General features: G+C 69.4%; 17 protein-coding genes and 1 pseudogene. 6 read left to right on the forward strand and 12 right to left on the reverse strand.

Annotation, left to right across the window (positions count from 1 at the left end; genetic code table 11):
- Window positions 1–20: 20 nt before the first annotated feature.
- The 9 genes from ORI94_RS13925 to ngcE form a co-directional block, all read right to left on the reverse strand.
- A complete protein-coding gene (locus tag ORI94_RS13925) occupies window positions 21–1,544 on the reverse strand; it encodes an amino acid permease (RefSeq protein WP_266075020.1) in 1,524 nt (507 codons plus the stop codon).
- Between the two features lie 166 nt (window positions 1,545–1,710).
- On the reverse strand, window positions 1,711–3,630 hold the full coding sequence (dxs, locus tag ORI94_RS13930; protein ID WP_266075021.1) for a 1-deoxy-D-xylulose-5-phosphate synthase: 1,920 nt from the start codon (window positions 3,628–3,630) through the stop codon (window positions 1,711–1,713).
- Between the two features lie 222 nt (window positions 3,631–3,852).
- On the reverse strand, window positions 3,853–5,142 hold the full coding sequence (locus ORI94_RS13935) for a sugar ABC transporter permease (RefSeq protein ID WP_266075022.1): 1,290 nt from the start codon (window positions 5,140–5,142) through the stop codon (window positions 3,853–3,855).
- The gene (locus tag ORI94_RS13940) at window positions 5,139–5,930 is read right to left on the reverse strand and encodes an ATP-binding cassette domain-containing protein (RefSeq protein WP_266075023.1); all 792 of its coding nucleotides are present in this window, start codon (window positions 5,928–5,930) and stop codon (window positions 5,139–5,141) included. Before ORI94_RS13940 ends, ORI94_RS13935 begins: the two co-directional genes overlap by 4 nt.
- 190 nt (window positions 5,931–6,120) lie before the next feature.
- Window positions 6,121–7,221 carry a substrate-binding domain-containing protein gene (locus ORI94_RS13945; RefSeq protein WP_266075066.1) on the reverse strand — a complete coding sequence of 367 codons (1,101 nt, stop codon included), beginning with the start codon at window positions 7,219–7,221 and terminating at the stop codon, window positions 6,121–6,123.
- Window positions 7,222–7,354: 133 nt separating this feature from the next.
- Window positions 7,355–8,566: an ROK family transcriptional regulator gene (locus ORI94_RS13950; protein WP_266075024.1), complete on the reverse strand. Its 1,212-nt coding sequence runs from the start codon at window positions 8,564–8,566 to the stop codon at window positions 7,355–7,357.
- Window positions 8,567–8,762: 196 nt separating this feature from the next.
- A complete protein-coding gene (locus ORI94_RS13955; protein WP_266075026.1) occupies window positions 8,763–9,695 on the reverse strand; it encodes a carbohydrate ABC transporter permease in 933 nt (310 codons plus the stop codon).
- Window positions 9,696–9,699: 4 nt separating this feature from the next.
- Window positions 9,700–10,626, reverse strand: a complete 927-nt coding sequence (locus tag ORI94_RS13960; RefSeq protein WP_266075028.1) for a carbohydrate ABC transporter permease — start codon at window positions 10,624–10,626, stop codon at window positions 9,700–9,702.
- A gap of 116 nt (window positions 10,627–10,742) precedes the next feature.
- A complete protein-coding gene (ngcE, locus tag ORI94_RS13965; RefSeq protein ID WP_266075030.1) occupies window positions 10,743–12,239 on the reverse strand; it encodes an N-acetylglucosamine/diacetylchitobiose ABC transporter substrate-binding protein in 1,497 nt (498 codons plus the stop codon).
- 417 nt (window positions 12,240–12,656) lie between these two features.
- Between ngcE and ORI94_RS13970 the strand changes: the two genes are divergently transcribed.
- Window positions 12,657–16,454, forward strand: coding sequence for a GH92 family glycosyl hydrolase (locus ORI94_RS13970; RefSeq protein WP_266075032.1), 3,798 nt, complete (start codon window positions 12,657–12,659; stop codon window positions 16,452–16,454).
- Window positions 16,455–16,520: 66 nt separating this feature from the next.
- Here ORI94_RS13970 and ORI94_RS13975 read toward each other — a convergent pair whose 3' ends face one another.
- From ORI94_RS13975 to ORI94_RS13985, 3 genes are all read right to left on the reverse strand, one after another.
- Window positions 16,521–17,612, reverse strand: a complete 1,092-nt coding sequence (locus ORI94_RS13975) for a lytic polysaccharide monooxygenase (RefSeq protein ID WP_266075034.1) — start codon at window positions 17,610–17,612, stop codon at window positions 16,521–16,523.
- A 340-nt stretch (window positions 17,613–17,952) separates the two neighbouring features.
- Window positions 17,953–20,676, reverse strand: coding sequence for an aconitate hydratase AcnA (gene acnA, locus ORI94_RS13980; RefSeq protein ID WP_323056051.1), 2,724 nt, complete (start codon window positions 20,674–20,676; stop codon window positions 17,953–17,955).
- A 278-nt stretch (window positions 20,677–20,954) separates the two neighbouring features.
- Window positions 20,955–22,364: an MFS transporter gene (locus ORI94_RS13985; protein WP_266075038.1), complete on the reverse strand. Its 1,410-nt coding sequence runs from the start codon at window positions 22,362–22,364 to the stop codon at window positions 20,955–20,957.
- 581 nt (window positions 22,365–22,945) lie between these two features.
- On the opposite strand from ORI94_RS13985, the gene ORI94_RS13990 reads away from it, so the two are divergent.
- From ORI94_RS13990 to ORI94_RS14010, 5 genes and pseudogenes are all read left to right on the forward strand, one after another.
- Window positions 22,946–23,152 carry a DUF4236 domain-containing protein gene (locus ORI94_RS13990; protein ID WP_266075040.1) on the forward strand — a complete coding sequence of 69 codons (207 nt, stop codon included), beginning with the start codon at window positions 22,946–22,948 and terminating at the stop codon, window positions 23,150–23,152.
- Between the two features lie 75 nt (window positions 23,153–23,227).
- Window positions 23,228–24,757, forward strand: coding sequence for a UDP-N-acetylglucosamine 1-carboxyvinyltransferase (locus tag ORI94_RS13995; protein WP_266075042.1), 1,530 nt, complete (start codon window positions 23,228–23,230; stop codon window positions 24,755–24,757).
- A gap of 332 nt (window positions 24,758–25,089) precedes the next feature.
- On the forward strand, window positions 25,090–25,491 hold the full coding sequence (locus ORI94_RS14000) for a hypothetical protein (protein ID WP_266075044.1): 402 nt from the start codon (window positions 25,090–25,092) through the stop codon (window positions 25,489–25,491).
- A 131-nt stretch (window positions 25,492–25,622) separates the two neighbouring features.
- Window positions 25,623–25,814, forward strand: a pseudogene (locus ORI94_RS14005) (IS5/IS1182 family transposase); the annotation flags it as partial.
- 110 nt (window positions 25,815–25,924) lie between these two features.
- Window positions 25,925–26,779, forward strand: coding sequence for a transposase (locus ORI94_RS14010; protein ID WP_266075068.1), 855 nt, complete (start codon window positions 25,925–25,927; stop codon window positions 26,777–26,779).
- The last annotated feature ends 35 nt before the right edge of the window (window positions 26,780–26,814 follow it).

The following is a 26,814-nucleotide window of genomic DNA, read 5'->3' on the forward strand; positions in this document are numbered from 1 at the left end:
TCGGGACCGGGCCCGGCGGTTCAGCGGGAGTCCGGGCCGGACGGGGTGAGGGGCTTCCCCGGCTCCGTCCCCTCGCCGCGTCCCAGGCGGCTGTGGCTGCGGCTGTAGAGGAAGTAGACGACGACGCCGAGCGCCATCCAGACGCCGAACCGTACCCAGGTCTCGGCGGGCAGGTTCAGCATCAGCCACAGCGAGGCGGCGACCGACAGGACCGGCAGGAACGGCACCCACGGGGTGCGGAAGGCCCGTGGCAGGTCGGGGCGGGTCCGGCGCAGGATGATCACGCTGAGCGCGACGATGACGAAGGCGAACAGCGTGCCGATGTTGACGAGTTCGGCGAGTTCCGTCAGCGGGGTGAAGCCCGCGAGGACCGCGATGACGACGCCGAGCAGGATGGTCGGCCGGTGCGGGGTCCTGAACCGGGGGTGGACGCGGGAGAAGAAGCGGGGCAGCAGTCCGTCCCGGCTCATCGCGAAGAACACCCGGGTCTGTCCGAGCAGCAGGATCATGCAGACCGTGGTCAGGCCGACGGCGGCGCCGAAGCTGATGAAGCCCGCGTACCAGGGATGCCCGGTGGCCTTGAAGGCGTCCGCGAGCGGGGCGTCCACGGACAGCTCGCTGTAGTGCTGCATACCGGTGACCACGATCGACACGGCCACGTACAGCACGGTGCAGATGAACAGCGAGCCGAGGATGCCGCGGGGCATGTCCCGCTGCGGGTTCCTGGTCTCCTCGGCGGCCGTGGCGACGATGTCGAAGCCGATGAAGGCGAAGAAGACCACCGAGGCCGCGGTGAAGATGCCCAGCACGCCGAAGTTGGACGGCGCCCATCCGAAGATCAGCTGGATGAGCGGTGAGTCGAGGCCGGCGCCGGCCTCGACGGGCTGTGCCTCGGGGATGAAGGGGTCGTAGTTGTCGGCGGTGACGAAGAAGGCGCCGGCGATGATGACGACGAGGACGACGACCACCTTGATGGCGACGACGATCGAGGTGACCCGGGCGGACAGCTTCATGCCGAGGACGAGGACGCCGGTGAGGACCAGCACCAGGGCGGTGGCGAGGATGTCGAAGCCGAAGCCCTCGGCGCCGTCCCGGACGCCGAGCGAGGCGGGCATCTGCCAGCCCGCGTTGTCCAGCAGCGAGTGGATGTACCCGGACCAGCCGACGGCCACCACCGCCGTGCCGAGCGCGAACTCCAGGACCAGGTCCCAGCCGATGATCCACGCGGGAAGTTCGCCCAGGGACGCGTACGAGAAGGTGTAGGCGGAGCCCGCCACCGGGACGGTGGAGGCGAACTCGGCGTAGCAGAGCGCGGCGAGCGCGCAGACGACACCGGCCACCACGAAGGCCAGGGCCACCGACGGCCCGGCGTTGTTCTTTGCGACCGTACCGGTGAGGACGAAGATGCCGGTACCGATGATGACACCGACGCCGAAGACGGTCAGGTCCAGCGCGGACAAGGACTTCTTGAGCGCGTGCTCGGGTTCCTCGGTGTCACGGATGGACTGCTCGACCTTCTTCGTCCGGAAGAGGGTGTTGCTCACGGATGCCTCCCACGCTGCGTCGTCCCCGGCATGGTCGAGAGGGGGACCTGAAACGTGTGCCCGGGCACGGGCGCCCTCACGCGGAAGGGTCGCCCGCACCACTCTTCACAGTGGTACGGGCGACCCGTTCGGGCGCATCGGCGGGAGGAGCAGGGCCGGTCGCGCGTCAGTCGCGGGCCGGTTCGACCGAGTCGGCGGAGCGCGCGTATCCGCCGTCCAGCTTCGAGACCAGGCCGGTGACCTGGCGGGCGATGTCCGGGGCGGTCAGGCCGATCTCCGCCATGACCTCGGCGCGCGAGGCGTGGTCGAGGAAGCGCGGCGGGATGCCGAAGTCGCGCAGCGGTACGTCGACGCCGGCGTCGCGCAGGGCCTGCGCGATCGTCGAACCGACCCCGCCGACGCGGGAGTTGTCCTCGACGGTGACGACGACGCGGTGCTTCTCGGCGAGCGGGGCCATGGCCTCGTCGACCGGCTTGACCCAGCGCGGGTCGACGACGGTGGTGGAGATGCCCTGCCGGTCGAGCAGGCCGGCGATCTCCAGGCACATCGGCGCGAGGGCGCCCACGGAGACCAGCAGCACGTCCGGGGCGTCGGTGCCGGGCTCGCGCAGGACGTCCATGCCTCCGACGCGGCCCACGGCCGGTACGGCGGGCCCGACGGCGCCCTTGGAGAAGCGGACCACGGTCGGTGCGTCGGTGACCTCGACGGCCTCGCGGAGCTGGGCGCGGACCTGGTCGGCATCGCGCGGGGCGGCCAGTCGCAGCCCGGGGACGACCTGGAGGATCGACATGTCCCACATGCCGTTGTGGGAGGCGCCGTCGGTGCCGGTGATGCCGGCCCGGTCCAGGACGAAGGTGACGCCGCACTTGTGCAGGGCCACGTCCATCAGCACCTGGTCGAAGGCGCGGTTGAGGAAGGTGGCGTACACGGCGAACACGGGGTGGACCCCGCCGTGGGCCAGGCCCGCGGCGGAGACGGCGCCGTGCTGCTCGGCGATGCCGACGTCGTAGACCCGGTCCGGGAACCGTTTGGCGAATTTGTCGAGGCCGACGGGCTGGAGCATGGCCGCGGTGATGGCGACGAGGTCCTCGCGCTCCTCGCCGAGTCTGACCATCTCCTCGCCGAAGACGGACGTCCAGTCGGCGCCGGAGGAGGCGATCGGCAGGCCCGTGTCGGGGTGGATCTTGCCGACGGCGTGGAAGCGGTCCGCCTCGTCCGCGAGCGCGGGCTGGTAGCCGCGGCCCTTCTCGGTGAGGCAGTGCACGATCACCGGGCCGCCGAAGCCCTTGGCGCGGGTGAGGGCGGACTCCAGTGCCTCGATGTCGTGGCCGTCGATGGGGCCGACGTACTTCAGGCCCAGGTCCTCGAACATGCCCTGCGGGGCGATGAAGTCCTTGAGGCCCTTCTTGGCGCCGTGCAGGGTGTCGTAGAGGGGCCGGCCGACGACCGGGGTACGCTCCAGGAGCTCCTTGGTGCGGGCCAGGAAGCGCTCGTAGCCGTCGGTGGTGCGCAGGGTCGCGAGATGGCTGGCGAGGCCGCCGATGGTGGGCGCGTAGGAACGCTCGTTGTCGTTGACGACGATGACCAGCGGGCGGTCCCTGGCATCGGCGATGTTGTTCAGCGCCTCCCATGCCATGCCGCCGGTGAGCGCGCCGTCGCCGATGACGGCGACGACGTGGTCGCCGGTCCTCCTCAGCTGGTTGGCCTTGGCGAGGCCGTCGGCCCAGCCGAGGACGGTGGAGGCGTGGCTGTTCTCGATGACGTCGTGCTCGGACTCGGCCTGCGAGGGGTAGCCGGAGAGGCCGCCCTTCATCTTCAGCCGGGAGAAGTCCTGCCTGCCGGTCAGCAGTTTGTGCACGTAGGACTGGTGTCCGGTGTCCCAGAGCACCTTGTCCCTGGGGGACTCGAAGACGCGGTGCAGGGCGAGGGTGAGCTCCACCACGCCCAGGTTGGGGCCGAGGTGGCCACCGGTCTTGGAGACCGCGTCGACGAGGAAGGTCCGGATCTCCTCGGCCAGCTGGTCCAGCTCCTCCAGGGTGAGCCGGTCCAGATCGCGCGGTCCCCTGATGCGGGTCAGCAGCGGCACCCGTGCCTCCTTGCTGTAGAGCTGATCGAGCTGTTGCCGGGCTCGTCGAGTCTAATGTTCCGGTCCGGCGCCCTGCGTCCGGGCGGTGCGTCGTACGTCACGCCCTCGGCCCTCCCCATGACCGGACCGCGCTACGACACGTGCCACGACGTGCCTGTGCCCGGTACCGCGCGGGTACCGGGCACAGGGCGTGCTTCGCGGACGGTGCCGCCGCCGGAGCGGCTAGGCGCGGCCCGCTGTCTTCTGGGTCTTGCGGGTGACGGCGTCGATGACGACGGTCGCCAGCAGCACGCCACCGGTGATCATGTACTGGACCGGCGAGGCGATGCCCTCGAGGGCGAGGCCGTACTGGATCGAGACGATCACCAGGACACCGAGGAGCGCGTTCCAGGTGCGGCCACGGCCACCGAAGAGGGACGTACCGCCGATCACGGCCGCGGCGATGACGTTCATCAGGAACTCGCCGGTGCCCGCGCCCTGGTTGGCGGAGGCGATCTTCGAGGCGACGAAGAGGCCGCCGATCGCGGCGAAGGTGCCGGCGATCGCGAAGACCGAGATCCGGACCATCTCCACGTTGATACCGGCACGGCGGGACGCCTCGACGCTGCCGCCGAGCGCGAAGACCTTGCGGCCGTAGGTGGTGCGGCGGAGCACGAAGTCGGTGAGCACGAGCACCGCGAGGAAGATCACCACGGCGAGCGGGAGGCCCTTGTGCTGGTTGTAGACGATCGCCACCACGAAGGCGACGACGGCCAGCAGCACGGTGCGCACGATGATGTCGTTCAGCGGGCGCGAGGGGATCCCGGCGGCCTCGCGGCGGCGGTTGCCCAGGAACGCGGCGAGGAAGTACGCGACGACGGCCACGACGGCGAGGCCGTAGGCGGCCGCGACATCGGTGAAGTAGTAGCTGGTGAACTTCCCGACGATGCCGTCGCTGTCCAGGTTGATCGTGCCGTTGCTGCCGAGTATCTGCAGCATGAAGCCCTGCCAGAACAGCAGGCCGGCCAGGGTCACGGCGAAGGCGGGGACGCCGATGCGGGCGAAGAAGAAGCCGTGGATGATGCCGGCGACCGTGCCGGTGAGGATGGCCAGCACCAGGGCCAGCACCTCGTTCATCCCGTTCGAGACGTTCAGCACCGCGAAGGCCGCGCCCGCGACGCCGCTGACCGAGCCGACCGACAGGTCGATCTCGCCGAGCAGCAGCACGAAGACGACGCCGACGGCGATCATGCCGGTGCCGACCATGGCGACGGACATGTCGGAGAAGTTGCCGGCGGTGAGGAAGTTGGAGTTCAGGCCGGTGAAGATGGCCCAGATGACCACCAGGCCGATGACGACGGGGACGGACCCGAGGTCGCCGGCCTTCATCTTGCGCTTGAACTCGGCGAGGTAGCCGGCGAAGCCCTGCTCGCGCACCAGCAGCCGGGGGTCGACGGCGGCGACCGCCTCGGGGGCCGCCCCGGTGTTCTCGACCGTGTGGTCCGCGGGCGTCGAGGTCTTTTCGGTGCTCACTTGCTGACCTCCCCATTGGTACGGGCCGCACGACGGGTCACGGCGTTCTCCGTGGCGCCCGTGATGGCGGAGATGATCTCTTCCTGCGAGGTCGACTTGACCTCGAAGATGCCGTTGTTGCGCCCGAGGCGCAGGACGGCGACCTTGTCCGCCACGGCCTTGACGTCGGCCATGTTGTGGCTGATGAGGATGACCGCGTGGCCGCGCTCGCGCAGCCGCTCGACCAGGTCGAGGACCTGCGCGGTCTGCTCGACGCCGAGGGCGGCGGTGGGCTCGTCGAGGATCACCAGCTTGGGCTCGCCGAGCATGGACCGGGCGATCGCCACGACCTGGCGCTGACCGCCGGAGAGCGAGGCGATCGGGATGCGGACGCTGGGGATGCGGATCGACAGCGTGTCGAGCAGCTCACGGGAGCGGCGCTCCATCTCCACCTCGTCCAGGACACCGCGCTTGCGGATCTCCCGGCCCAGGTAGAGGTTGCCGACGACATCGATGTTGTCGCACAGTGCGAGGTCCTGGTAGACCGTCGCGATGCCCAGGTTCTGGGCGTCGTGCGGCCTGTTGATCTGGACGGCCTTGCCGTCCCACTCGATGACGCCCTCATCGATGGGGTGCACGCCGGCGATCGTCTTGACCAGCGTGGACTTTCCGGCGCCGTTGTCGCCCACCAGGGCGACCACCTCGCCGGCACGGACCTCAAGCTCTACGTCGGTGAGCGCCTGGACGGCACCGAAACGCTTGGAGACCCCGCGCAACGCCAGCACGGGCGTAGCGGACACGTGAACCATCTCCTTCGCCGCCTGACCCGGCGGGAGGTTGTGCAGAAGTTTGGGGGTGTTCCGACCGGCGCCCCGCGTAGCTTGCGGGGCTGGTGTGTGCGGGGCGCCGGCGGAGCTCATGGCAGTCGGTCCCCCACGGGAGTCCGGTGCGGACTCCCGTACGACTCGGGGGACTCGGGGACTGCTGGGATCAACCGGTCTACTTGAGGCCGATCTTGTCGCAGGCGGCCTTGTACTTGGCCGTGCAGATCTCCTCGACGGTGTAGACACCGTCCTTGATCACGGTGTCGTTGATGTTCTCCTGGGTCAGCGACACGACCGGGACGAGCACCGAGGGCACGCCCTTGGTGGTGGGGCTGTCGACCGAGTCCTTGGCGATGGAGTCCAGCGACTTGCCCTGGGCGAGCGCGACGGCCATCTCGGCGGCGGCCTCGGCCTCGGGGGCGTACGGCTTGTAGACGCTCATGTACTGCTCGCCGGTGACGATGCGCTGCACACCCGCGAGTTCGGCGTCCTGGCCGGTGACCGGGACGTCGATGCCGGCGGCCTTCAGTGCGGTGATGATGCCGCCCGCCATGCCGTCGTTGGCGGAGTAGACGCCGACGATCTTGTCCTTGCCGATGGCGGAGATGGCGCCTTCCATGTTGGCGTTGGCGTTCTCCGGCTTCCACTCCTTGGTGTCGTACTCGCGGCCGACCTTGACCTTGCCGTCGAGGACGGAGTGCGCGCCCTCCTTGAACAGGGCGGCGTTCGGGTCGGTGGAGGAGCCGTTCATCATGACGATCTGGCCGTCCTCGGCCTTGTCGCCCAGCGCCTCGAGCAGGGCCTCGCCCTGCGTCTTGCCGACGGTCACGTTGTCGAACGAGGTGTAGGCGTCGATCGGGCCCTCGGCCAGGCGGTCGTAGGCCACGACCGGGATGCCGGCGTCCTTGGCCTTCTTGACCGAGCCGGCGATGGCCTTGGCGTCCACCGCGTCCAGGATCAGCACGTCGACCTTGTTGGTCACCATCGTGTCGACCTGCTGGTTCTGCTGGCTGGCGTCCTGCTTGGCGTTGGCGTAGACGACCTCGGCCTTGTTGTTCGTGAGCTCCTTGATCTTCTTCTCGATCAGGGGCTTGTCGAACTTCTCGTACCGCGCGGTCTGGTTCTCCGGCAGGAGCAGACCGACCTTGATGTCGTCTCCCTTGGCGGCGGAGTCGCCCGAGTCGCTGTCGTTGTCACCGGACTCGGCGGCGCTGCCGCAGGCGGCGAGAGAGACGGCCAGTGCTCCGGCGGCCACGGCAACGGCGGTACGACGCATACGCGTGTTCACTTCAGAAACCTCCCTGACGAGGCCGCGACGTTGCGGCCGAGGTGGCTGGAAGTCAACTCGGCCACACGTGCGACGTCAAGAAGTAAATCCTTAACGAGATGGCAACGGTGCCAATCGTTCTCTAAGTGAAGGCGGGAGAGACCGCGGCGGGGGTGTCGTTCGCGGTGCCGTCCAACAGGGTCGAATCGCCCATTTCACTCAGGGCGAGGGCGAGCGCGCCGAGCACCTCCGCACGGCCCCCGAGCGCCCCGGGGAGCACGGACAGTTGGCGTGCGGCGCTGGGGATCGCGTAGCGGCCGACGGATTCCCTTATGGGCCCGAGGACCAGCTCACCGGCCTCGGCGAGGTCACCGCCGAGGACCACTCTGGTCGGGTTCAGCACGTTGCAGAGGTTGGCGACCCCGCTGCCGATGTGGCGGCCCACGTCGGCGATCACCCTGCGGCAGCCCGGATCGCCGTCCCGCGCCAACCGTACGACGCCTTCCATGGTCAGGTCCGTGCCGTGGCCGGGCTGGAGCAGGGGCAGCACGTAACGGGCCGCCGTGAAGGTCTCCAGGCAGCCGCGGTTGCCGCAGCGGCAGACGGGGCCGGACTCGTCGAGTGTGATGTGCCCGATCTCACCCGCGGTGCCGCCCGGCCCCCGGTAGATCTTCCCGTTGATCACCAGGCCGGCGCCGACACCGCTGGCCACCTTGATGTACGCCAGGTCGCGCACGCCCCGGCCGCTGCCCCAGACCATCTCGCCGAGGGCGCCCAGGTTCGCGTCGTTGTCCACGTGCACGGGCACGCCGAGCCGCCCCCGCAGCTCCTCGGCGGGCCTGGTGCCGGTCCAGCCGGGCAGGATCGCGGTCGAGCCCAGGGTGCCGGACTCCACGTCGATCGGCCCGGGCACGCCGAGGCCGACCCCGGCGATCTTGGCACGGTCCACGCCGGTCGCCTCGATCAGCCGGTTGACCAGTTGTTCCGCCCGGTCCAGGCCCTGGGGAGCGGAGGCGTCCACGTCCAGCGGCTCGGACTCCTCGGCGAGCACCTGGTGGGCCAGGTTCCCGACCGCGACCCGCAGGTGGGTGTGCCCGAAGTCCACGCCCACCACGATCCCGGCGTCCCCGCTGAGCGAGACGCTGCGGGCCCGGCGGCCGCCCGAGGAGGTGGGCGTGACCTCGACGGTCCCGCTCTCCTTCAGTTCCCGGACGATGTTGGACACCGTCGCCGCCGAAAGGCCCGTGGTCCTCGCGATCTCGGCCTGGGTGAGCGAGCCGGCCAGACGTACTGCCCGGACGACCCGCTCGAGATTGGCTCGGTGCAGCGACGACTGCGACCCCGGAGTCTCCACGACGACCTCCTGCGCGCGGGGCCGCTTCGGTGAGGCCCCGTTCCGTGTCCAACTAGTGAACTCTAAGATGAGCTGTTCGGGTCGCCTCCCGTCAAGAGGTTGAACCGTTTCCAGGTCCTTGGACACACCTGCGCCCGCCACTGCCGGGGTGGGAGCGGCGGGTGCACGAAGCGATGCGGAGGGTGACCGCCGGAGGTTACTTCAGGGCGCCCGCGGTGAGCCCCTGCACGACCTGGCGCTGGAAGACGAGGTACGCGGCGAGCACCGGAAGCATCGCCATCACGAGGCCGGCGAAGAGGCCGGACCAGTCCCCCTTGTAGCCCTGGCTGACGGCCAGCTGCACCAGGCCCTGGGTGAGCACGTGCTTGTCCTCGTCGGTGTTGAGCACGGTGGGCAGCATGTACTGGTTCCACTGGCCCAGGAAGTTGAAGATCCCCACACTGATCAGGCCCGGCCTGGCCATGGGGAGCATGATCTGGAAGAACGTCCTGCTGTGCGAGGCGCCGTCCACGAACGCGGCCTCCGCCACGCTGCTGGGCAGCGTCCGGAAGAACGCGGTCAGGAAGAACACCGTGAACGGCAGCGAGTACGCGATGTAGACCAGGATCAGTCCGTGGATCGTGTTCAGCAGGCCCATGTTGTTGACGACGTAGAACAGCGGGACCAGGGCGAGCATGACCGGGAAGCTCATGCCGCCGATGAACAGGTAGTAGACGAACCGGTTGCCGGGGAACTCGAAGCGGGCCAGCACGTAGGCGGCCATCGCGCCCAGCACCAGGGTGCCGGTCAGGGAACCGCCGACCACGAGGACGGTGTTGAGGAAGTAGTCGCCCATGTCGGCCTGGGTCCAGGCCCGCGACCAGTTGTCGAAGCGCGGCGGGTCCGGCAGCGACCAGGGCGAGCCGAAGATGGAGGCGTCGTCCTTGAAGGACGTCATCACGGCCCACAGCAGGGGCAGCACCACCATGACCGCCCAGATCACCAGGACGCCGTGCGAGAAGACGTTGAGGACGCCGCCCTCCCGCTTCCCCTTCGGCTCCTTCGCGGGCGTGCCGGGCGGCGGGCCGCCCCGGGTGAGGGGGGCACCGGACTCGGCCGGTACGGGAGCGGGGGGTTCGGTCGTCTTCATCGGATCAGTACTCCAGCCGCTCGCGCCGTCCCAGCTTCATCACGAGGGCGGCGAACGCCAGCGTGACGAGGAGGAGGGCGACACCGATGGTGGTGGCGTAGGCGGCCTGACCGTCGCGGAACGCCTTCTGGTACACGTACAGGACCATGACGGTGGTCGAGTAGTCGGGGCCGCCGGGACCGGTCGTCATGATCTGCACGACCGCGAACGACTCGGCGCCCAGCGCGAGGATGCCCAGGTAGACCCAGCCGGACTGCACGGTGTCCCACAGCAGCGGCAGGGTGATGCGGAAGAAGGTCGTGAAGCGGTCGGCGCCGTCCAGCAGCGCCGCCTCGTAGAGGTCCAGCGGGATGGACGCCATACCGGCGGAGAAGAGGACCACGAAGAAGCCGACCGTGGACCAGACGAGGACCGCCATGACGGCCCACAGGGCGAGGTCCGGATCGCCCAGCCAGAGCGGCTGGGGGTCGTCGAGTCCGACCGCCCGCAGGAACGAGTTGATCGCGCCGCTGTCCGGGTTGTACGCGAACGCGAACAGCAGGGCGACGATCGCGATCGAGAGCACCTGCGGGAAGAAGTAGACGATCTTGTAGAAGCCGGATCCCCGGACCCCCGAGATCACCGGTCCGCCGCGCCGTCGCCGGCCGCCCGCGTTGATCATGAAGGAGAGGAACAGCGCCAGACCGATCGTCACCACCGGTACCAGCAGGGCGAACAGCAGGCTGTGCCGCAACGACTTCCAGAAGATGCCGTCGTCCAGCATGCGTGTGTAGTTGGCGAACCCGACCATCTCGAAGTCGGGGCTCAGGCCGGTCCAGTCCGTGAACGAGTAGGAGATCGACTGGACGAACGGCCAGACGACGAAGAGCGCGTACAGCCCCAGGGGAACCGCCAGGAACCCCACGATGAAACGGTACTTGCCGTGCTGCATGTGCTGCGACCCCGATCTGCGCGCGGGCTGTCACCGGGGCCGGCCCGGCGGCGGTCTGCCGGGCCGGCCCCGGTGACGGGGACTCACTGGTGGCTCACTGGTGGCTCACTGGTGGCTCACTGGTGCTTGTAGTGCTTGATCGACGGGTCCTTGGCCGTCTCGTCGGCGAAGGCCTGGATCTTCTTGACGGTCTCGGCCGGGGTCGCGCGGCCGGCCATCATCTCGCCGAGCCCGGAGGCGCCGATCTTCTCCTTCTGGAGCTGCACGTACCAGTCCTGCAGGCGCGGGTTCACCACGTTCTCCCCGGCCGCCTCCAGCGCGGCGACACCGGACCTGAGGCCCGGGGTCAGCTCGACGCCGTCGGTGCCGCCGTTGTACGCGGTCAGTGACTTCACCTTGCCCGTGAAGTTCTTCGAGGACGCCTCACCCAGCATGATGCGCAGCTGTTCCATGCCCCCGGCCGCGTTCGCCGCCTTGGCGGGGACGACGAAGGGCTCGCCGCCGGAGGCCCAGATGGTGCCGAAGGGCAGCTTGTCCGAGGAGTCCAGGCCGGTGGGTGCGGAGACGGCGAGGTCGAAGTCGTCTGGCATGACGTTGGCCGCCTCGTTCTCCACCCAGGAGCCGTTCGGGATGAACAGCGCCTCCCCCTCGGCCCAGGCGGTCTGGGACTGGATGTGGTCCAGGCCCGGGGTGCCCCTGAGGACGTAGCCCTTCTGCTGGAGTTCGTAGTAGGCCTCGAAGCAGGCCTTGACGGCGGGGTGCTTCCAGGCGTTCGGCTCCAGGTTGTCGATGGCGTCGAGCACCTCGCGCCCGCCGACCTTGCCGATCATCGGGTACAGCGAGAAGGGGATGTAGTACGGGTACTTGCCGGCGTAGGTCCAGCCGGCCATGCCCTTCTTCCTGGCCTTCGCGCAGACGGCGAGCATCTGGTCCCAGGTCTCGGGGTACTGCTCGTCGAGCGAGTCCAGCGCCTTCTGCGAGTACCAGACGCCGTAGACCGTGTAGGCGTAGTAGAGGATCCAGACCTGCTCGCCGTCGAACCGGCCCATCTCGACGATGCCGGGGCGCAGCGTGTCGCGGACCTTGGTGCCCGGGTCGTCGTAGGAGGGGGCGTCCAGCAGCGGGGTGAGGTCGGTGAGCTGCTTCTTGCCGACCAGGGTGCCCATGTCCATCTGCTCGGCGCCCGAGTTGTCGATGAGGTCGGGCGGGGTGCCCTGGTTGAAACGCGGCTGCAGGGTGGACTGGATCTTCTGGGTGGCGGAGAACTTCACCGTAGCGCCGGGAAACGCCTTTTCGTACACCTTCACGGCGTCCTCTGCGTATTCCTTGCCGAAGCCGCCGTCGAACAGGACGAATTCCATCTGCGCCGTGTCATTGACGCCAAGCGGGTTCTTCGCGGTCTTCTTGCCCGCCTCGGCCTTCTCCTGGCCGTCCCCGCCGCCGCTGGCGCACGCGGACAGGAAGCTCATCGTGGGGACGGAGATCAGGCCGAGCGCCGCGGACCGCTTGATCAGGTCGCGGCGGCCCACTCCCGCGGCCGGGCGGGCGGGGGTGCGCTGTCCCGGAACGCCTCGCTCGCGGGTGCCGTCGTACTCGGCGGAGTCGGATCCCATGCTCAGGTCCTCGCCTTCTCCAGGACTCAGGCGGTGAACCGGATCCTCCCCGGCACCGCGTTCGGGTCGTGCTGGGTCGTGCAGGAAGTGCGGGCAGTGCAGGACGGGGTGGCGCTTGCTGTTCGGGAGCTGTCAGGAAGCCCGGAGTGCCGACAGGTATAGTCCGCTTTCCGTCGGCGGAGCAAGATCGAACACAGGGTTCGCCGGTGGTCTTTTCCGAGTTGAGACCTGGCGGGAATACGAGCGGGCGCCGCGTTCCGAAACGGAAGAATCCCTGCCACCGGGCCCGAAGGCCTCATCCAACACCCTTGACACCACACACCCCTTGACCCACTACTGGTGCTTGCGCAGCGATTCTGACAACGTTGTCCAGCCCAGGGAGGGTGCTCGCGCATGCAGCACGGAGTTCGGCACAGAATGCGGCACAGATGGGGCCCGGCGGTCGTCGCGACGACCGCCTTCGCCGTGGCGGTGGCCTCCCCGGGCGTCGCGGTCGCCCTGCCCGGGGCACCCGCGAAGGCGGACCGGGAGTTCGCCTCGTCGTTCGAGGCCGGGGAACCCGCCCCCGACTGGCTGAACACCGTCGACACCACACCGGGCGGAAGGAAACGCGCCTCGGGTGTCGACGGCGGTTACAGCAGCGGCATACCGGGCAGCGTCACCGACCACGTCACGGACGTGCGCGCCAGTTCGGAGAACGCGGGCGCCGGGGAGGTGAAGGAGAACCTCGTCGACGGCGAGCCCGGCAGCAAGTGGCTGGCCTTCACGTCCACCGGCTGGGCCGAGTTCGACCTGGACGCCCCGGTCGAGGTGGTCCGGTACGCGCTCACCTCGGCCAACGACTTCGCCGCGCGCGACCCGCGGGACTGGACCCTGAAGGGCTCGGCCGACGGCGAGAACTGGACGACCCTCGACACCCGTTCGGGCGAGACGTTCGCGGAGCGGTTCCAGACGAAGATCTACGACCTGGACGCGTCGGCCGTCGTCGGGTACCGGCACTTCCGGCTGGAGATCACCGGGAACGGCGGGGCGGGCGCCCTCCAGCTCGCCGACGTCCAGTTCTCCACCGGCGACACCGAGGAGCCCGTCCCGCGGGACATGCTCTCGCTGGTCGACCGCGGCCCGAGCGGCTCCCCGACCGCGAAGTCGGGCGCCGGATTCACCGGAAAGCGTGCCCTGCGTTACGCCGGCCGGCACACGGCCGACGGGCGCGCCCACTCGTACAACAAGGTCTTCGACGTCCATGTGAAGGTCGACCGCCGTACGGAGCTGTCGTACAAGATCTTCCCGTCGATGGCGGACGGCGACCTCGACTACGACGCCACGAACGTCTCCGTCGACCTGGCCTTCACCGACGGCACCTATCTGAGCGACCTGCGCGCCACCGACCAGCACGGCTTCCCGCTGACGCCGCGGGGCCAGGGTGACGCCAAGGTGCTGTACGTCAACCAGTGGAACAGCGTCGCGTCAAGGATCGGCTCGGTCGCGGCCGGCAGGACCGTCGACCGGATCCTGGTCGCTTACGACTCCCCCGAGGGCCCGGCGAAGTTCCGGGGCTGGCTGGACGACGTGTCCCTGAAGCCGGTGAAACCCGAGCGGCCGAAGGCCCACCTGTCCGATTACGCGGTGACGACCCGGGGCACCCACTCCAGCGGCGGCTTCTCGCGCGGCAACAACTTCCCGGCGACCGCCGTGCCGCACGGCTTCAACTTCTGGACGCCGGTGACCAACGCCGGTTCCCTGAGCTGGCTGTACGACTACGCGCGCGGCAACAACGCGGACAACCTGCCGACGATCCAGGCGTTCAGCGCGAGCCACGAGCCGAGCCCCTGGATGGGCGACCGGCAGACCTTCCAGGTGCTGCCGTCCGCCGCCTCCGGCACCCCGGAACTGGGCCGTGAGGAACGGGAGCTGGCCTTCCGGCACGAGAACGAGACCGCGCGGCCGTACTACTACGGGGTGCGGTTCGAGAACGGCCAGAAGGCGGAGATCGCGCCGACGGACCACGCCGCGGTCATGCGCTTCACCTATCCCGGCGACGACGCGAGCGTCCTGTTCGACAACGTTACCGACCAGGCCGGCCTGACCCTCGACGAGGAGAACGGCACCTTCAGCGGCTACTCGGACGTGAAGTCCGGTCTGTCCACGGGCGCCACCCGGCTGTTCGTGCACGGCGCGTTCGACAAGCCGGTGACGGACGGCTCCGCCGAGGGCGTCAAGGGCCATCTGCGGTTCGACGCGGGCGAGGACCGGACGGTCACCCTGCGCCTGGCCACCTCGCTCATCAGCGTCGACCAGGCGAAGGACAACCTGCGCCAGGAGATCCCCGAGGACCGGTCCTTCGACTCGGTCAGGCGGAGCGCCCAGCGGCAGTGGGACAAGCTGCTCGGCAAGGTCGAGGTCGAGGGTGCCACCCCGGACCAGCTGACCACGCTCTACTCGAGCCTGTACCGGCTGTACCTGTACCCGAACTCGGGCTTCGAGAAGGTCGACGGCACGTACAAGTACGCCTCTCCCTTCTCGAAGATGGCCCGGCCGGACACCCCGACGCACACCGGCGCGAAGATCGTGGACGGGAAGGTGTACGTCAACAACGGCTTCTGGGACACCTACCGGACCACCTGGCCGGCGTACTCCTTCCTGACCCCCTCCAAGGCGGGTGAGCTGGTCGACGGGTTCGTGCAGCACTACAAGGACGGCGGCTGGACCTCCCGCTGGTCCTCCCCCGGCTACGCCGACCTGATGACCGGCACCTCCTCGGACGTCGCGTTCGCCGACGCGTACGTCAAGGGCGTGGACTTCGACGCGGAGGCGGCGTACGACGCGGCCGTGAAGAACGCCACCGTCGTGCCCCCGTCGTCGGGCGTCGGCCGCAAGGGCATGGCGACCTCGCCCTTCCTCGGCTACACCGGCACCGAGACGCACGAAGGCCTGTCGTGGGCCCTGGAGGGCTACCTCAACGACTACGGCATCGCCCGGATGGGCGAGGCCCTGTACGAGGAGACCGGCGACAGGCGCTACGCGGAGGAGTCCGCCTACTTCCTCGACCGGGCCCAGGAGTACGTGAACCTGTTCGACTCCGAGGCCGGGTTCTTCCAGGGGAGGAACGCGAAGGGCGACTGGCGCGTCGATTCCTCGACGTACGACCCGCGGGTGTGGGGCCACGACTACACCGAGACGAACGGCTGGGGCTACGCCTTCACCGCCCCGCAGGACAGCCGGGGCCTGGCCAACCTGTACGGCGGGCGCGACGGCCTCGCGGACAAGCTCGACGAGTACCTCGCCACCCCGGAGACGGCCTCCGCCGAGTTCGTCGGCTCCTACGGCGGGGTCATCCACGAGATGACCGAGGCGCGGGACGTCCGGATGGGCATGTACGGGCACTCCAACCAGGTGGCCCACCACGCCCTGTACATGTACGACGCGGCCGGGCAGCCCTGGAAGACGCAGAAGAACGTCCGCGAGGTGCTGTCGCGGCTCTACACCGGCAGCGAGATCGGGCAGGGCTACCACGGGGACGAGGACAACGGCGAGCAGTCGGCCTGGTTCCTGTTCTCCTCCCTCGGCTTCTATCCGCTGGTGATGGGCAGCGGCGAGTACGCCGTCGGCTCCCCGCTGTTCAAGAAGACGACCGTGCACCTGGAGAACGGCCGCGAGCTGGTCGTCAAGGCGCCGAGGAACAGCGCGAAGAACGTGTACGTCCAGGGTCTGAAGGTCAACGGCAAGAGGTGGGACAAGACCTCGCTGCCGCACTCGGTGCTCGCCAGGGGCGGGGTCCTGGAGTTCGACATGGGCCCGCGGCCGTCGTCGTGGGGCACCGGCAGGAAGGCGGCGCCCGTGTCGATCACCCGGGACGACGAGGTGCCCACGCCCCGCGAGGACGTGCTGAAGGGCGGGGGCGCCCTGTTCGACGACTCCTCGGCGACCGGCTCCACGGTGTCCACCGTCGATCTGCCCGTGAGCGGGAGGACGAAGGCGGTCCAGTACACGCTGACGTCCTCGAAGCAGGCCGAGGCGCCCACGGGCTGGGTCCTGCAGGGGTCGTCGGACGGCACGACGTGGAAGGACCTCGACAGACGGGCGGACGACCCGGACGCCTTCCGCTGGGACCGGCAGACACGGGCCTTCTCGGTGGAGGAGCCGGGGACGTACGGCCACTACCGGCTGGTCCTCAGCGGTGAGGCGGCGCTGACGGAGGTGGAGCTGCTGAGCTGAGCCGACCGTGCGTCGCGGGCGGGTCCGGGCCGTGGCGGCCCGGACCCGCTTCGTCGTGGCGCGGCGTCAGCCGACCCGGCAGGGCAGGCTCGTCGTGCCGTCACCGCCGGGGCCGGAGACGACATAGCCGAAGGTGGCGCTCTGTCCCGGACTCAGCGAGCCGTTGTGGCCGGCGTTGTGGACCATGACGTCCTGGCCCCGGTAGGTGGCGTCGCCGTTCCACAGGCTGTCGACCCGCTGGCCGTCCGGCAGGGTCCAGTCGACCATCCAGCCGAGCATGGGGACGTCACCGCTGTTGGTGACGGTCACCTGGGACTGGTGGCCGCCGTTCCAGCTGCCCGTGGTGCTGCGGGTGGCGGTGCACTGGCCGGCAACGGGGTCGGTCGGCGGGTTGCCGGGCTCCTTGATGCCGGTCACCTCGCCGTCGCCGCCGTCGAAGACGACGTCGGAGCAGGAGTAGAAGGTCTCCGCGCTGTCCGAACGCTGCCAGACCATGTAGACGATGTGGCGGCCGGACTTGCCCTCCGGAAGCTGCCCGGTCCAGGAGTAGTGGGCGTCGACGGTGCCCGGGGACCCGTTGAGCGGCGGGTGGTCGACGGAGAGGAACGGCTGTTCCTCCATGTCGTCCCAGGTGAGGGTCTGTGTCGGGTCGAAGCCGTCCTTGGTGATGTACACGTGGAACCAACCCGGGTGCGCGGCCCAGGCGTTGTAGGAGAAGTCGACGGTGGCGCCCGAGGTGAGGTGGGTGAGGGGCCAGTCGTCGCGCGGCTGGTCGAAGCCGGTGAAGCCGGTGTTGCCGCCGCTGCACAGCTGCCCGTCCGGCACGAAGCCCTCGGTACGGCCGGCGCCGTCGGAGCGCAGTACGGAGAACCAGTTGTAGAACGGTGTGGTGCCGCTGACCTGTGCGGCGGCCTTGCACGCCGGGTTGACCGGTTTGATCTCACCGGTGTCGGTCAGCCCGTCCTGCCAGCACAGGAAGGTGCGGCTGGCGGGCTTCATCGGCGTCCCGTGCGCCTCCGCCTCGCCGCCCGTGGTCATGACCAGGCCGACGGCGGGGAGGGTGGCGAGGAGGGAGACGAGGACCAGGAAGAGGGCTCTGGCGCGGGTGGGGAGTGGGAGCCGGGGAGCGGTGCCGCCCCTCGTTTTTGTCGTGATCATGACACACCTGTCCGTCGCTGCGGGTGCTGCGGGTCACGGGTCGCGCCCCTGTGCGCGCGTGCGCGCGTTGCGCGCGCGTACGGTCGCGCGGGTACGCGTGGGGCCGAGCGAGATGGGAGCATCCTGCGACGGGTTCCGGTCCGACGAAGGATGGGAGCGCTCCCATCTCACTCGTACGGGGAAGGTAGCGCCGCGGGCTCCGGTTGTAAACGGATCGCGCACCGAGGGCCTGCGCGAGGGGCGGTTACGAGCCGTTCCACCGCGGGGACGGCACCGGGCCGACGACGGGGGCCGCACCCCGCCGGACGGGGTGCGGCCCTCGACTGTCCCGCGCTGCCGCTTACTTGCTGATCAGGCTGCGCAGCACGTACTGCAGGATGCCGCCGTTGCGGTAGTAGTCCGCCTCGCCGGGGGTGTCGATGCGCACGACCGCGTCGAACTCGACGCCCGTGTCGGTGGTGACCTTCACCGTGCCCGGGATGGTGCCGTCGTTCAGCCCGGTGACGCCGGTGAAGGAGAAGGCCTCCTCACCGGTGAGGCCGAGCGTCTCGGCGGTGTGGCCCTCCGGGAACTGGAGCGGCAGGACGCCCATGCCGATGAGGTTCGAGCGGTGGATGCGCTCGTACGACTCGGCGATGACGGCCTTGACGCCGAGCAGCGCGGTGCCCTTGGCCGCCCAGTCGCGGGACGAGCCGGAGCCGTACTCCTTGCCGGCCAGGACGACCAGCGGGACGCCCTGGTCGATGTAGTTGCGCGAGGCGTCGTAGATGAACGAGACCGGGGCGTCGGCCTGGGTGAAGTCGCGCGTGTAGCCGCCCTCGGTGCCCGGTGCGATCTGGTTGCGCAGGCGGATGTTGGCGAACGTACCGCGGATCATGACCTCGTGGTTGCCGCGGCGGGAGCCGTAGCTGTTGAAGTCGCGGCGCTCGACGCCGTGCTCCGTGAGGTACTGGCCGGCCGGGGTGTCGGCCTTGATGGCGCCGGCCGGGGAGATGTGGTCGGTGGTGACCGAGTCGCCGAGCTTGGCGAGGACGCGGGCGCCGGTGATGTCCTCGACCGGGGCCGGCTCCATGCCCATGCCCTCGAAGTACGGGGGCTTGCGGACGTAGGTGGACTCGGCGTCCCACTCGAAGGTGTTGCCGGTCGGGATCGGCAGCGCCTGCCACTGGGCGTCACCGGCGAAGACGTCGGCGTAGGACTTGGAGAACATGTCCTCGCCGATGGTGTTGGCGACGACGTCGTTGACCTCGGCCTCGGTCGGCCAGATGTCCTTCAGGAAGACGGGGTTGCCGTCCTGGTCCAGGCCGAGGGACTCGCGGGTGATGTCCACCGTCATCGAGCCGGCGAGGGCGTACGCGACGACCAGCGGCGGGGACGCCAGGTAGTTCATCTTGACGTCGGGGTTGATCCGGCCCTCGAAGTTGCGGTTGCCGGAGAGGACCGAGGTGACGGCGAGGTCGTGCTCGTTGACGGCCCGGGAGACCTCGTCCGGCAGCGGGCCGGAGTTGCCGATGCAGGTGGTGCAGCCGTAGCCGACGAGGTTGAAGCCGACCTTGTCGAGGTACGGGGTCAGGCCCGCCTTGTCGAAGTAGTCGGTGACGACCTTGGAGCCCGGGGCGAGGGTGGTCTTGACCCACGGCTTGCGGGTCAGGCCCTTCTCCACCGCCTTCTTCGCCACCAGGGCGGCGGCGACCATGACGTACGGGTTCGACGTGTTGGTGCAGGAGGTGATGGCGGCGACGGTGACGGCGCCGTGGTCCAGGTCGTACTCGGTGCCGTCGGGGGCGGTGACCTTCACCTTGTTGCTGGGGGCGCCGTTGGAGATGGCCGGGGCGTCGGAGGCCGGGAAGGACTCCTTGCTGGCCTCGTCGACGTCGCCGCCGTCCTTGACGTAGTTGCGTACGTCCTGGGCGAACTGGGCCTTGGCGTCGGCGAGGACGATGCGGTCCTGCGGGCGCTTCGGGCCGGCGATGGACGGCACGACGGTGGACAGGTCCAGCTCGAGCTTCTCGGAGAAGTCCGGCTCGGCCTGCGGGTCCAGCCAGAGGCCCTGCTCCTTGGCGTACGCCTCGACGAGGGCGACCTGCTGGTCGCTGCGGCCGGTCAGGCGCAGGTAGTTCAGCGTCTCGTCGTCGATCGGGAAGATCGCGGCGGTGGAGCCGAACTCCGGCGACATGTTGCCGATGGTGGCGCGGTTGGCCAGGCTCGTCGCGGCGACGCCCTCGCCGTAGAACTCGACGAACTTGCCGACGACGCCGTGCTTGCGCAGCATCTCGGTGATGGTCAGCACCAGGTCGGTGGCGGTGGTGCCGGGCCGCAGCTCGCCGGTCAGCTTGAAGCCGACGACGCGCGGGATCAGCATGGAGACCGGCTGGCCCAGCATGGCGGCCTCGGCCTCGATGCCGCCGACGCCCCAGCCGAGGACACCGAGGCCGTTGACCATGGTGGTGTGCGAGTCGGTGCCGACCAGGGTGTCGGGGTAGGCCTTGCCGCCACGGGTCATGACGACGCGGGCCAGGTGCTCGATGTTCACCTGGTGGACGATGCCGGTGCCGGGCGGGACGACCTTGAACTCGTCGAAGGCGGTCTGGCCCCAGCGCAGGAACTGGTAGCGCTCCTTGTTGCGGCCGTACTCCAGGTCGACGTTCTGCTTGAACGCGTCGTTGGTGCCGAACTTGTCGGCGATGACGGAGTGGTCGATGACCAGCTCGGCCGGCGCCAGCGGGTTGATCTTCGCCGGGTCGCCGCCCAGCTCCTTGACGGCCTCGCGCATGGTGGCGAGGTCCACGACACAGGGGACACCGGTGAAGTCCTGCATGATCACACGGGCCGGGGTGAACTGGATCTCCTCCGACGGCTGGGCCTGGGAGTCCCAGGAGCCGAGCGCACGGATGTGGTCGGCGGTGATGTTCGCGCCGTCCTCAGTGCGGAGCAGGTTCTCCAGCAGCACCTTCAGGCTGTAGGGAAGGCGTGCGGCGCCCTCGACCTTGTCCAGCCGGAAGATCTCGTACGACTCGTCGCCCACCTGCAGCGTGCTGCGGGCGTCGAAGCTGTTCGCCGACACGACAGTCTCCTTCATTGATGTGCGCGTACCACCACACCGCAAACCCTTTGCGGCTACCGCCGCGTGGTGCCGCCACTACCCCTCGACGAATCCGCTAAGGTAAGGCTAAGTTAGGCATCCCTTACCGGATCGCGGCGGCTGCGGTGCACCTTCGGCAGATATCTCGATGTCGAGATAACCCTAATACACGACGGCCGAATGGTCATGCGCGGGCCCGCTGTCCGTGCTCATCCGACCGAGGCGTCTGCCCAGCGAACCCGGCCGTGCGGGCTTTCGTGTCAGTGATGCGCCCCGGCCCGCGCCACGCCCTCCCGGAGCCTGATCCACACGGCGAGGACCACACACGCCGCCAGGCAGCCCGATGCGGTGATCAGCAGTGCCGTGTCGGCGGCCGCTTCCGAACCCACGCCGCGGCCTTGGTCGGTGACGGCCCCGGCCAGTCCGACGCCGAGGCCGGCGGCCACGGTGATGACCGTCTTGGTGACTCCCGACGCCTCCCCGGCCCGCTCCGGCCGGATCACCGCCTGGGTGGCGATGAGCGTCAGCGAGTTGGCCACTCCGAGGACCGCGCCCCCCACGGTGGCCACGGCTACGTACAAGGTGAGGGAGGAGGTCCGGGCGAGGCACGCCAGAACCAGCGCTCCCCCGCACAGGCAGCCCGCCATCAGCCGCACCGCGGACCGCGGCGGCACCCGCCCGGCGAGCGGCCCGGCGAGCGCCATGGCCAGCGCGGGAGCGAGGAACGCGGTACCCGCGAGGACGACCGGGAGATCCCACTGGCCCTGGAGCGTCAGGGGGACGACGAACAGGAACATCACGGTGGTGGTGTTGGCCGCGGCACCGGCCAGGGTGAGCGCCATGTACGGCCCGTTGCGGAAGAGGCTGAGCTCCACCAACGGATGGGCCGCGGCCCGCTCACGCCGTACGAACAGGACCAGCAGGGCTACCGCGACGGCCACGCCCGCCGGCGCGGCGGGCCACGGCCGGCGCGGTCCGCGGTCGATGACGACGCAGAGCGCGGCGAGCGCGGCCGTGGAGCCGGCCAGGCCGCTCCAGTCGACGCTGCGGGGCGCACGGGTGTCGTAGCTCTCGGCGGTACGTGACGCACAGACCGCGCCAAGTACGGCGAGCGGGACGTTGAGCCAGAACACGGCACGCCAGGACACCGACTCGGTCAGGGCGCCTCCGATGAACGGACCGCAGGCGGTGGCGATCCCGCCGATGCCGAGGGCCCAGCCGGTGGCACGGCCCCGCAGTTCGGCCGGGTAGACGTTGGTCAGCAGGGACAGTCCCACCGGCATGATCATCGCGGCTCCGGCGCCCTGGGCCACCCGGGCGCCCACGAGGACGGGCAGGGTCGGGGCGAGCGCGCAGAGCAGCGAGGACGCGCCGAACACGGCAAGCCCCGCGACCAGCAGCCGCCGTCGGCCGAACAGGTCGCCGAGCCGTCCCGCCCCCAGCATCAGCGTGCCGGTGGACAGCAGGTACGCGCTGATCACCCACTGGAGACCGTCCCCGCCCGCGTGCAGGTCGCGGCCGATCTGCGGCAGGGCGAGGTTCAGACCGAACGAATCGAGCTGGATGCAGAACACACCCACGGACATGGCGAGGAGTGCCCGTCGCCGGGTGGCGAAGGGCCGCGTCGTCGCGCCGCCGGCACCGTCCCTCCAGGTCGCGCCCTTGCTCACGATTACCCCCTTCTCCTCATGGCCGACCCCTCCGGGGGTTCTTGCCGCCGCCGCACGGGCGTGCGGCGGCACGAGACGCTGGTGGTGAGGGGGGAGGTCGCAGCCGAAGAGCGCTCCTGGACACGGAGGGCCGCTGCGGGAGAGAAGGAGGGATGCAGAAGTGGGGCCGGGAGGAAGGGGCCGCCCACGGGAAGTCCGATGTGCCACGCCGGCGGGACCGCTGCGTGGATGACGCACACAGGTCCGTGCCTCGACGCGCGGTCGGGACGGGATCACCGTAACTGGCCCCCGGGCACTTGCCCACCCTTCCCTGCGCGGACCCGGAGAACGGAAGAACCCCACGGATGAGCGGAATCCGCGCTGAACCTGCGTCATGCGGCGTTCTGTCAGGCACGAGGAAAACAACAAGTCACCATGGACAATGATGCGGAACATAACCCTCCGGCCATATGGGCGCGCCCCTCCCCCGCCGGAACGCCGCCTCCAGATGCCGACGCCCGTCATCACGGGGCCCGGACGGGGTATGCGCACCGGGAGGGCGTCGTGAACCCGACGTCGTGACCCCAGGGAGGGAGACAGGGATGCCGCTGACGTTCCGCAAGAGCTTCAGGATCTTTCCGGGGGTGCGGCTCAACATCAACAAGCGCTCCTGGTCCATCACGACCGGCGGCGGGCGCGGGCCGCGCCACACCACGAGCAGCACAGGACGCCGTACGACATCGATGGACCTGCCCGGACCTTTCGGATGGCGGCGCACGCGCAGCACCCGGCGCAGCAGGGGACACTGACCTCACATCACCCGAACGGCTCAGCCAAGAGGCCCCCGGGAGGCGCCATCTCATATCTGAGATAGCCTCGCTCTCATGTCAGACGACTACCTCGTACGCATCGGCAAGCTCATCCGTGACGCCCGGCAACACCGCGGCTGGACACAGGCGCAACTGGCGGAGGCACTCGCCACCAGCCAGAGCGCCGTCAACCGCATCGAGCGCGGCAACCAGAACATCAGCCTTGAGATGATCGCCCGCATCGGTGAGGCGCTCGACAGCGAGATCGTCTCCCTGGGCTACTCCGGTCCGATGCACCTGCGGGTCGTCGGCGGCCGCCGCCTGTCGGGCTCCATCGATGTGAAGACGAGCAAGAACGCGTGCGTGGCACTGCTGTGCGCCTCCCTGCTCAACAAGGGGCGCACGGTGCTGCGCCGCGTCGCCCGCATCGAGGAGGTGTACCGCCTCCTCGAGGTGCTGGGCTCGATCGGCGTCCGCACGCGGTGGATCAACGAGGGCGTCGACCTGGAGATCGTGCCGCCCGCCACGCTGGACCTCGACTCCATCGACGCGGACGCGGCCCGCCGCACCCGCTCCATCATCATGTTCCTCGGCCCGCTGCTGCACCGCACGGACCGCTTCATGCTGCCGTACGCCGGCGGCTGCGACCTCGGCACGCGCACCGTCGAGCCGCACATGATCGCGCTGCGCCGGTTCGGCCTGGAGATCGCCGCGACGGAGGGCCAGTACCACGCGGTGGTGGACCGTTCCGTCGCCCCGGACCGGCCGATCGTGCTGACCGAACGCGGCGACACGGTCACCGAGAACGCGCTGCTGGCCGCCGCCCGGCACGACGGCGTGACCGTCATCCGCAACGCCTCGTCCAACTACATGGTCCAGGACCTGTGCTTCTTCCTGGAGGCCCTGGGCGTCAGGGTCGAGGGCATCGGCACCACCACGCTCACCGTGCACGGCATGGAGAGCATCGACGTCGACGTGGACTACTCCCCCTCCGAGGACCCGGTCGAGGCGATGAGCCTGCTCGCCGCGGCCGTCGTCACCGAGTCCGAGCTGACGGTGCGCCGGGTGCCGATCGAGTTCCTGGAGATCGAGCTCGCGGTCCTGGAGGAGATGGGCCTCGACCACGACCGCACCCCCGAGTACGTCGCGGACAACGGCCGCACCCGGCTGGTCGACCTCACGGTCCGGCCCTCCAAGCTGGAGGCGCCGATCGACAAGATCCACCCGATGCCGTTCCCCGGCCTGAACATCGACAACGTCCCGTTCTTCGCGGCGATCGCGGCGGTGGCGCAGGGCCAGACCCTGATCCACGACTGGGTCTACGACAACCGCGCCATCTACCTGACCGACCTCAACCGCCTCGGCGGCCGGCTGCAGTTGCTCGACCCCCACCGGGTCCTGGTCGAGGGCCCCACCCGCTGGCGCGCCGCCGAGATGATGTGCCCGCCGGCCCTGCGCCCGGCCGTGGTCGTCCTGCTGGCGATGATGGCCGCGGAGGGCACGTCGGTGCTCCGCAACGTCTACGTCATCAACCGGGGGTACGAGGACCTGGCGGAGCGGCTGAACTCGGTGGGGGCGCAGATCGAGATCTTCCGGGACATCTGAAAGCTCTAGGAAAAGGTAACGCGAATCCCCTCCTGACCCGCACGTATGCGAGCCAGGAAGGGATTCGGTTTCATCTGTGGGACTTCTCAGGGACTTTCGGGCCGACGGGGAGACTGCCGGTCCCAGGAGCTGAGGGACGGATTGCCCGTCACTACACGTGATGGGTCACCGGACGGGCGTCGACCTGACCGGCTCACGGACGAGGACAGGCCGGACCGGGTTCTCGACTCACTGCCCTATTGTCACGCCCAGACACCTCCACGAGCACGTCCCGCTCACTGCGGAGGCAAGCTCGCGCATCATGCCCCTTACCGCTCTCCCCTACGGTCATAATGGAGGCGTGCCCTCCACCCCAACAGCGCCCCGCACCCGTGCCGAGCGGCCTCTCGGACGCGGCCGCTGAGGATCTCGCGTTGTACCAGGAGGAGTTCCGGCGGCGTCTACCGGAGTCGCTGGACGAGCTGCACGGCCCCACCCAGGGGGTCGTGGAGCTACCGCTGCACATGGCCTGGTCCGGGATGACGTCGTACGACCTGGGCAAGCCGCGCCAGCGCATGGGCCTGTACCGCACCGTCCTGCACGAGGGCCTGCACGACGACCTGCCCCGCTACCTCGACCAGGGCCTGCTCCTCCAGCTGTGGCCGGTGCTGCGCACCCGCGTCGGCCGCACCGTGCGCACCGTGTGGGAAGACGCCTTCCCCCGGCTCGCCTCCCGCACCCGGGCCGCCGCGTGACGGACATGCCGGAGCTGCACACGCGGCTCCTGGCGGATGTGATCGCGCTCGGCTCCCCCGTACCCACTGGTTCTCACCGGCGGATACGCCGTGCGGGCACACCGCCTCGTGAACCGCCCCAGCCAGGACGTCGCAAACGCCCCGGACGGCCGCTGCTGAAGAGCGAAGAAGAGGACAACGCGCTGTATCGCAAGGTCCGCGCCCGCGTCGAGCACACCTTCTCCCGCATGAGGACCTACAAGGTCCTCCGCGACTGACGGCAGCGCGGCGACGTCCTCCACCAAGCCGTCCAGGCCATCACCCGTATGTACGACCTCGCCCTCGCGGCATGGCTGGCCTCGCGCTTTCACGAGGTGGCCTGTCCACAAGCTGATCAAAAACGCGGAAAGTACCCTTGACCTGCAACGACAGGACTTGCTGAGGATCCTGTTGGCTGCGGGGGAAAGAGCATTCTCCAGGTGAGAGAGCCATCGCGTCGTACCCGCGTGTCCGTGTCCGGGGAGACGGCCGCCAGGTGGTCTCGCAGGCCGGTTCGGTCCTGCTGATGGAGGCGGTCCGCAAGACGGGCCTCGACCAGTCGATATCCGCGGCTCTCGCGCCGTGGCGCAAGCCGCGGGCCATCCACGATCCCGGGAAGGTCCTCCTGGACGTCGCACTGGGCGGGGGCTGCCTCGTCGATGTCGCCATGCTGCGGGCCAAGCCGTCCGTGTTCGGGCCGGTCGCCTCCGGCCCGACGGTCTCCCGCCTCATCGACACCCTCGCCGCGGCCGGGGAGAAGGCTTTGCGAGCGGTCCGCGCCGCTCGGGCCGAAGTACGCGAGCATGTTTGGCGGTTGGCCGGTGACAGGGCCGCTGATGCGGGCGGGACGGTGACCGCCGACCTCGACGGGGTGCTCGTGATCGCGCACTCGGACAAGGAGGACGCCGCACCCACCTGGAAGCGAACCTACGGGCACCATCCTTTGACGGGCTTCGTCGACCACGGACAGGGCGGCACCGGGGAACCGGTGGCAGCCCTGCTCAGGCCGGGCAACGCGGGCTCGAGCACCGTCGCCGACCACATCACCGTCGTCCAACTGCCCCTGGGTCGGCTGTCGAAGGAGTACCGGCGCGGACGCCGGACCCTGATCCGCACCGGGTGGAGCGGCTGCTTCACGTCGCACGCCACCTGTTGCCGGAGAACCTCCACGAGGACGACTAGGGTCTGTTGCGAAAGTGGATCTTGTTCGTTGATGATCACGTCCTGTGGGACGTGGGGATCTGACGAACGACCAGTGGGCCCGGCTTGAGCCTTTGCTGCCGACGGGCATCAAGCCGGGTCGGC

The organism is Streptomyces sp. NEAU-W12, assembly GCF_026242095.1.
Taxonomy (GTDB): domain Bacteria; phylum Actinomycetota; class Actinomycetes; order Streptomycetales; family Streptomycetaceae; genus Streptomyces.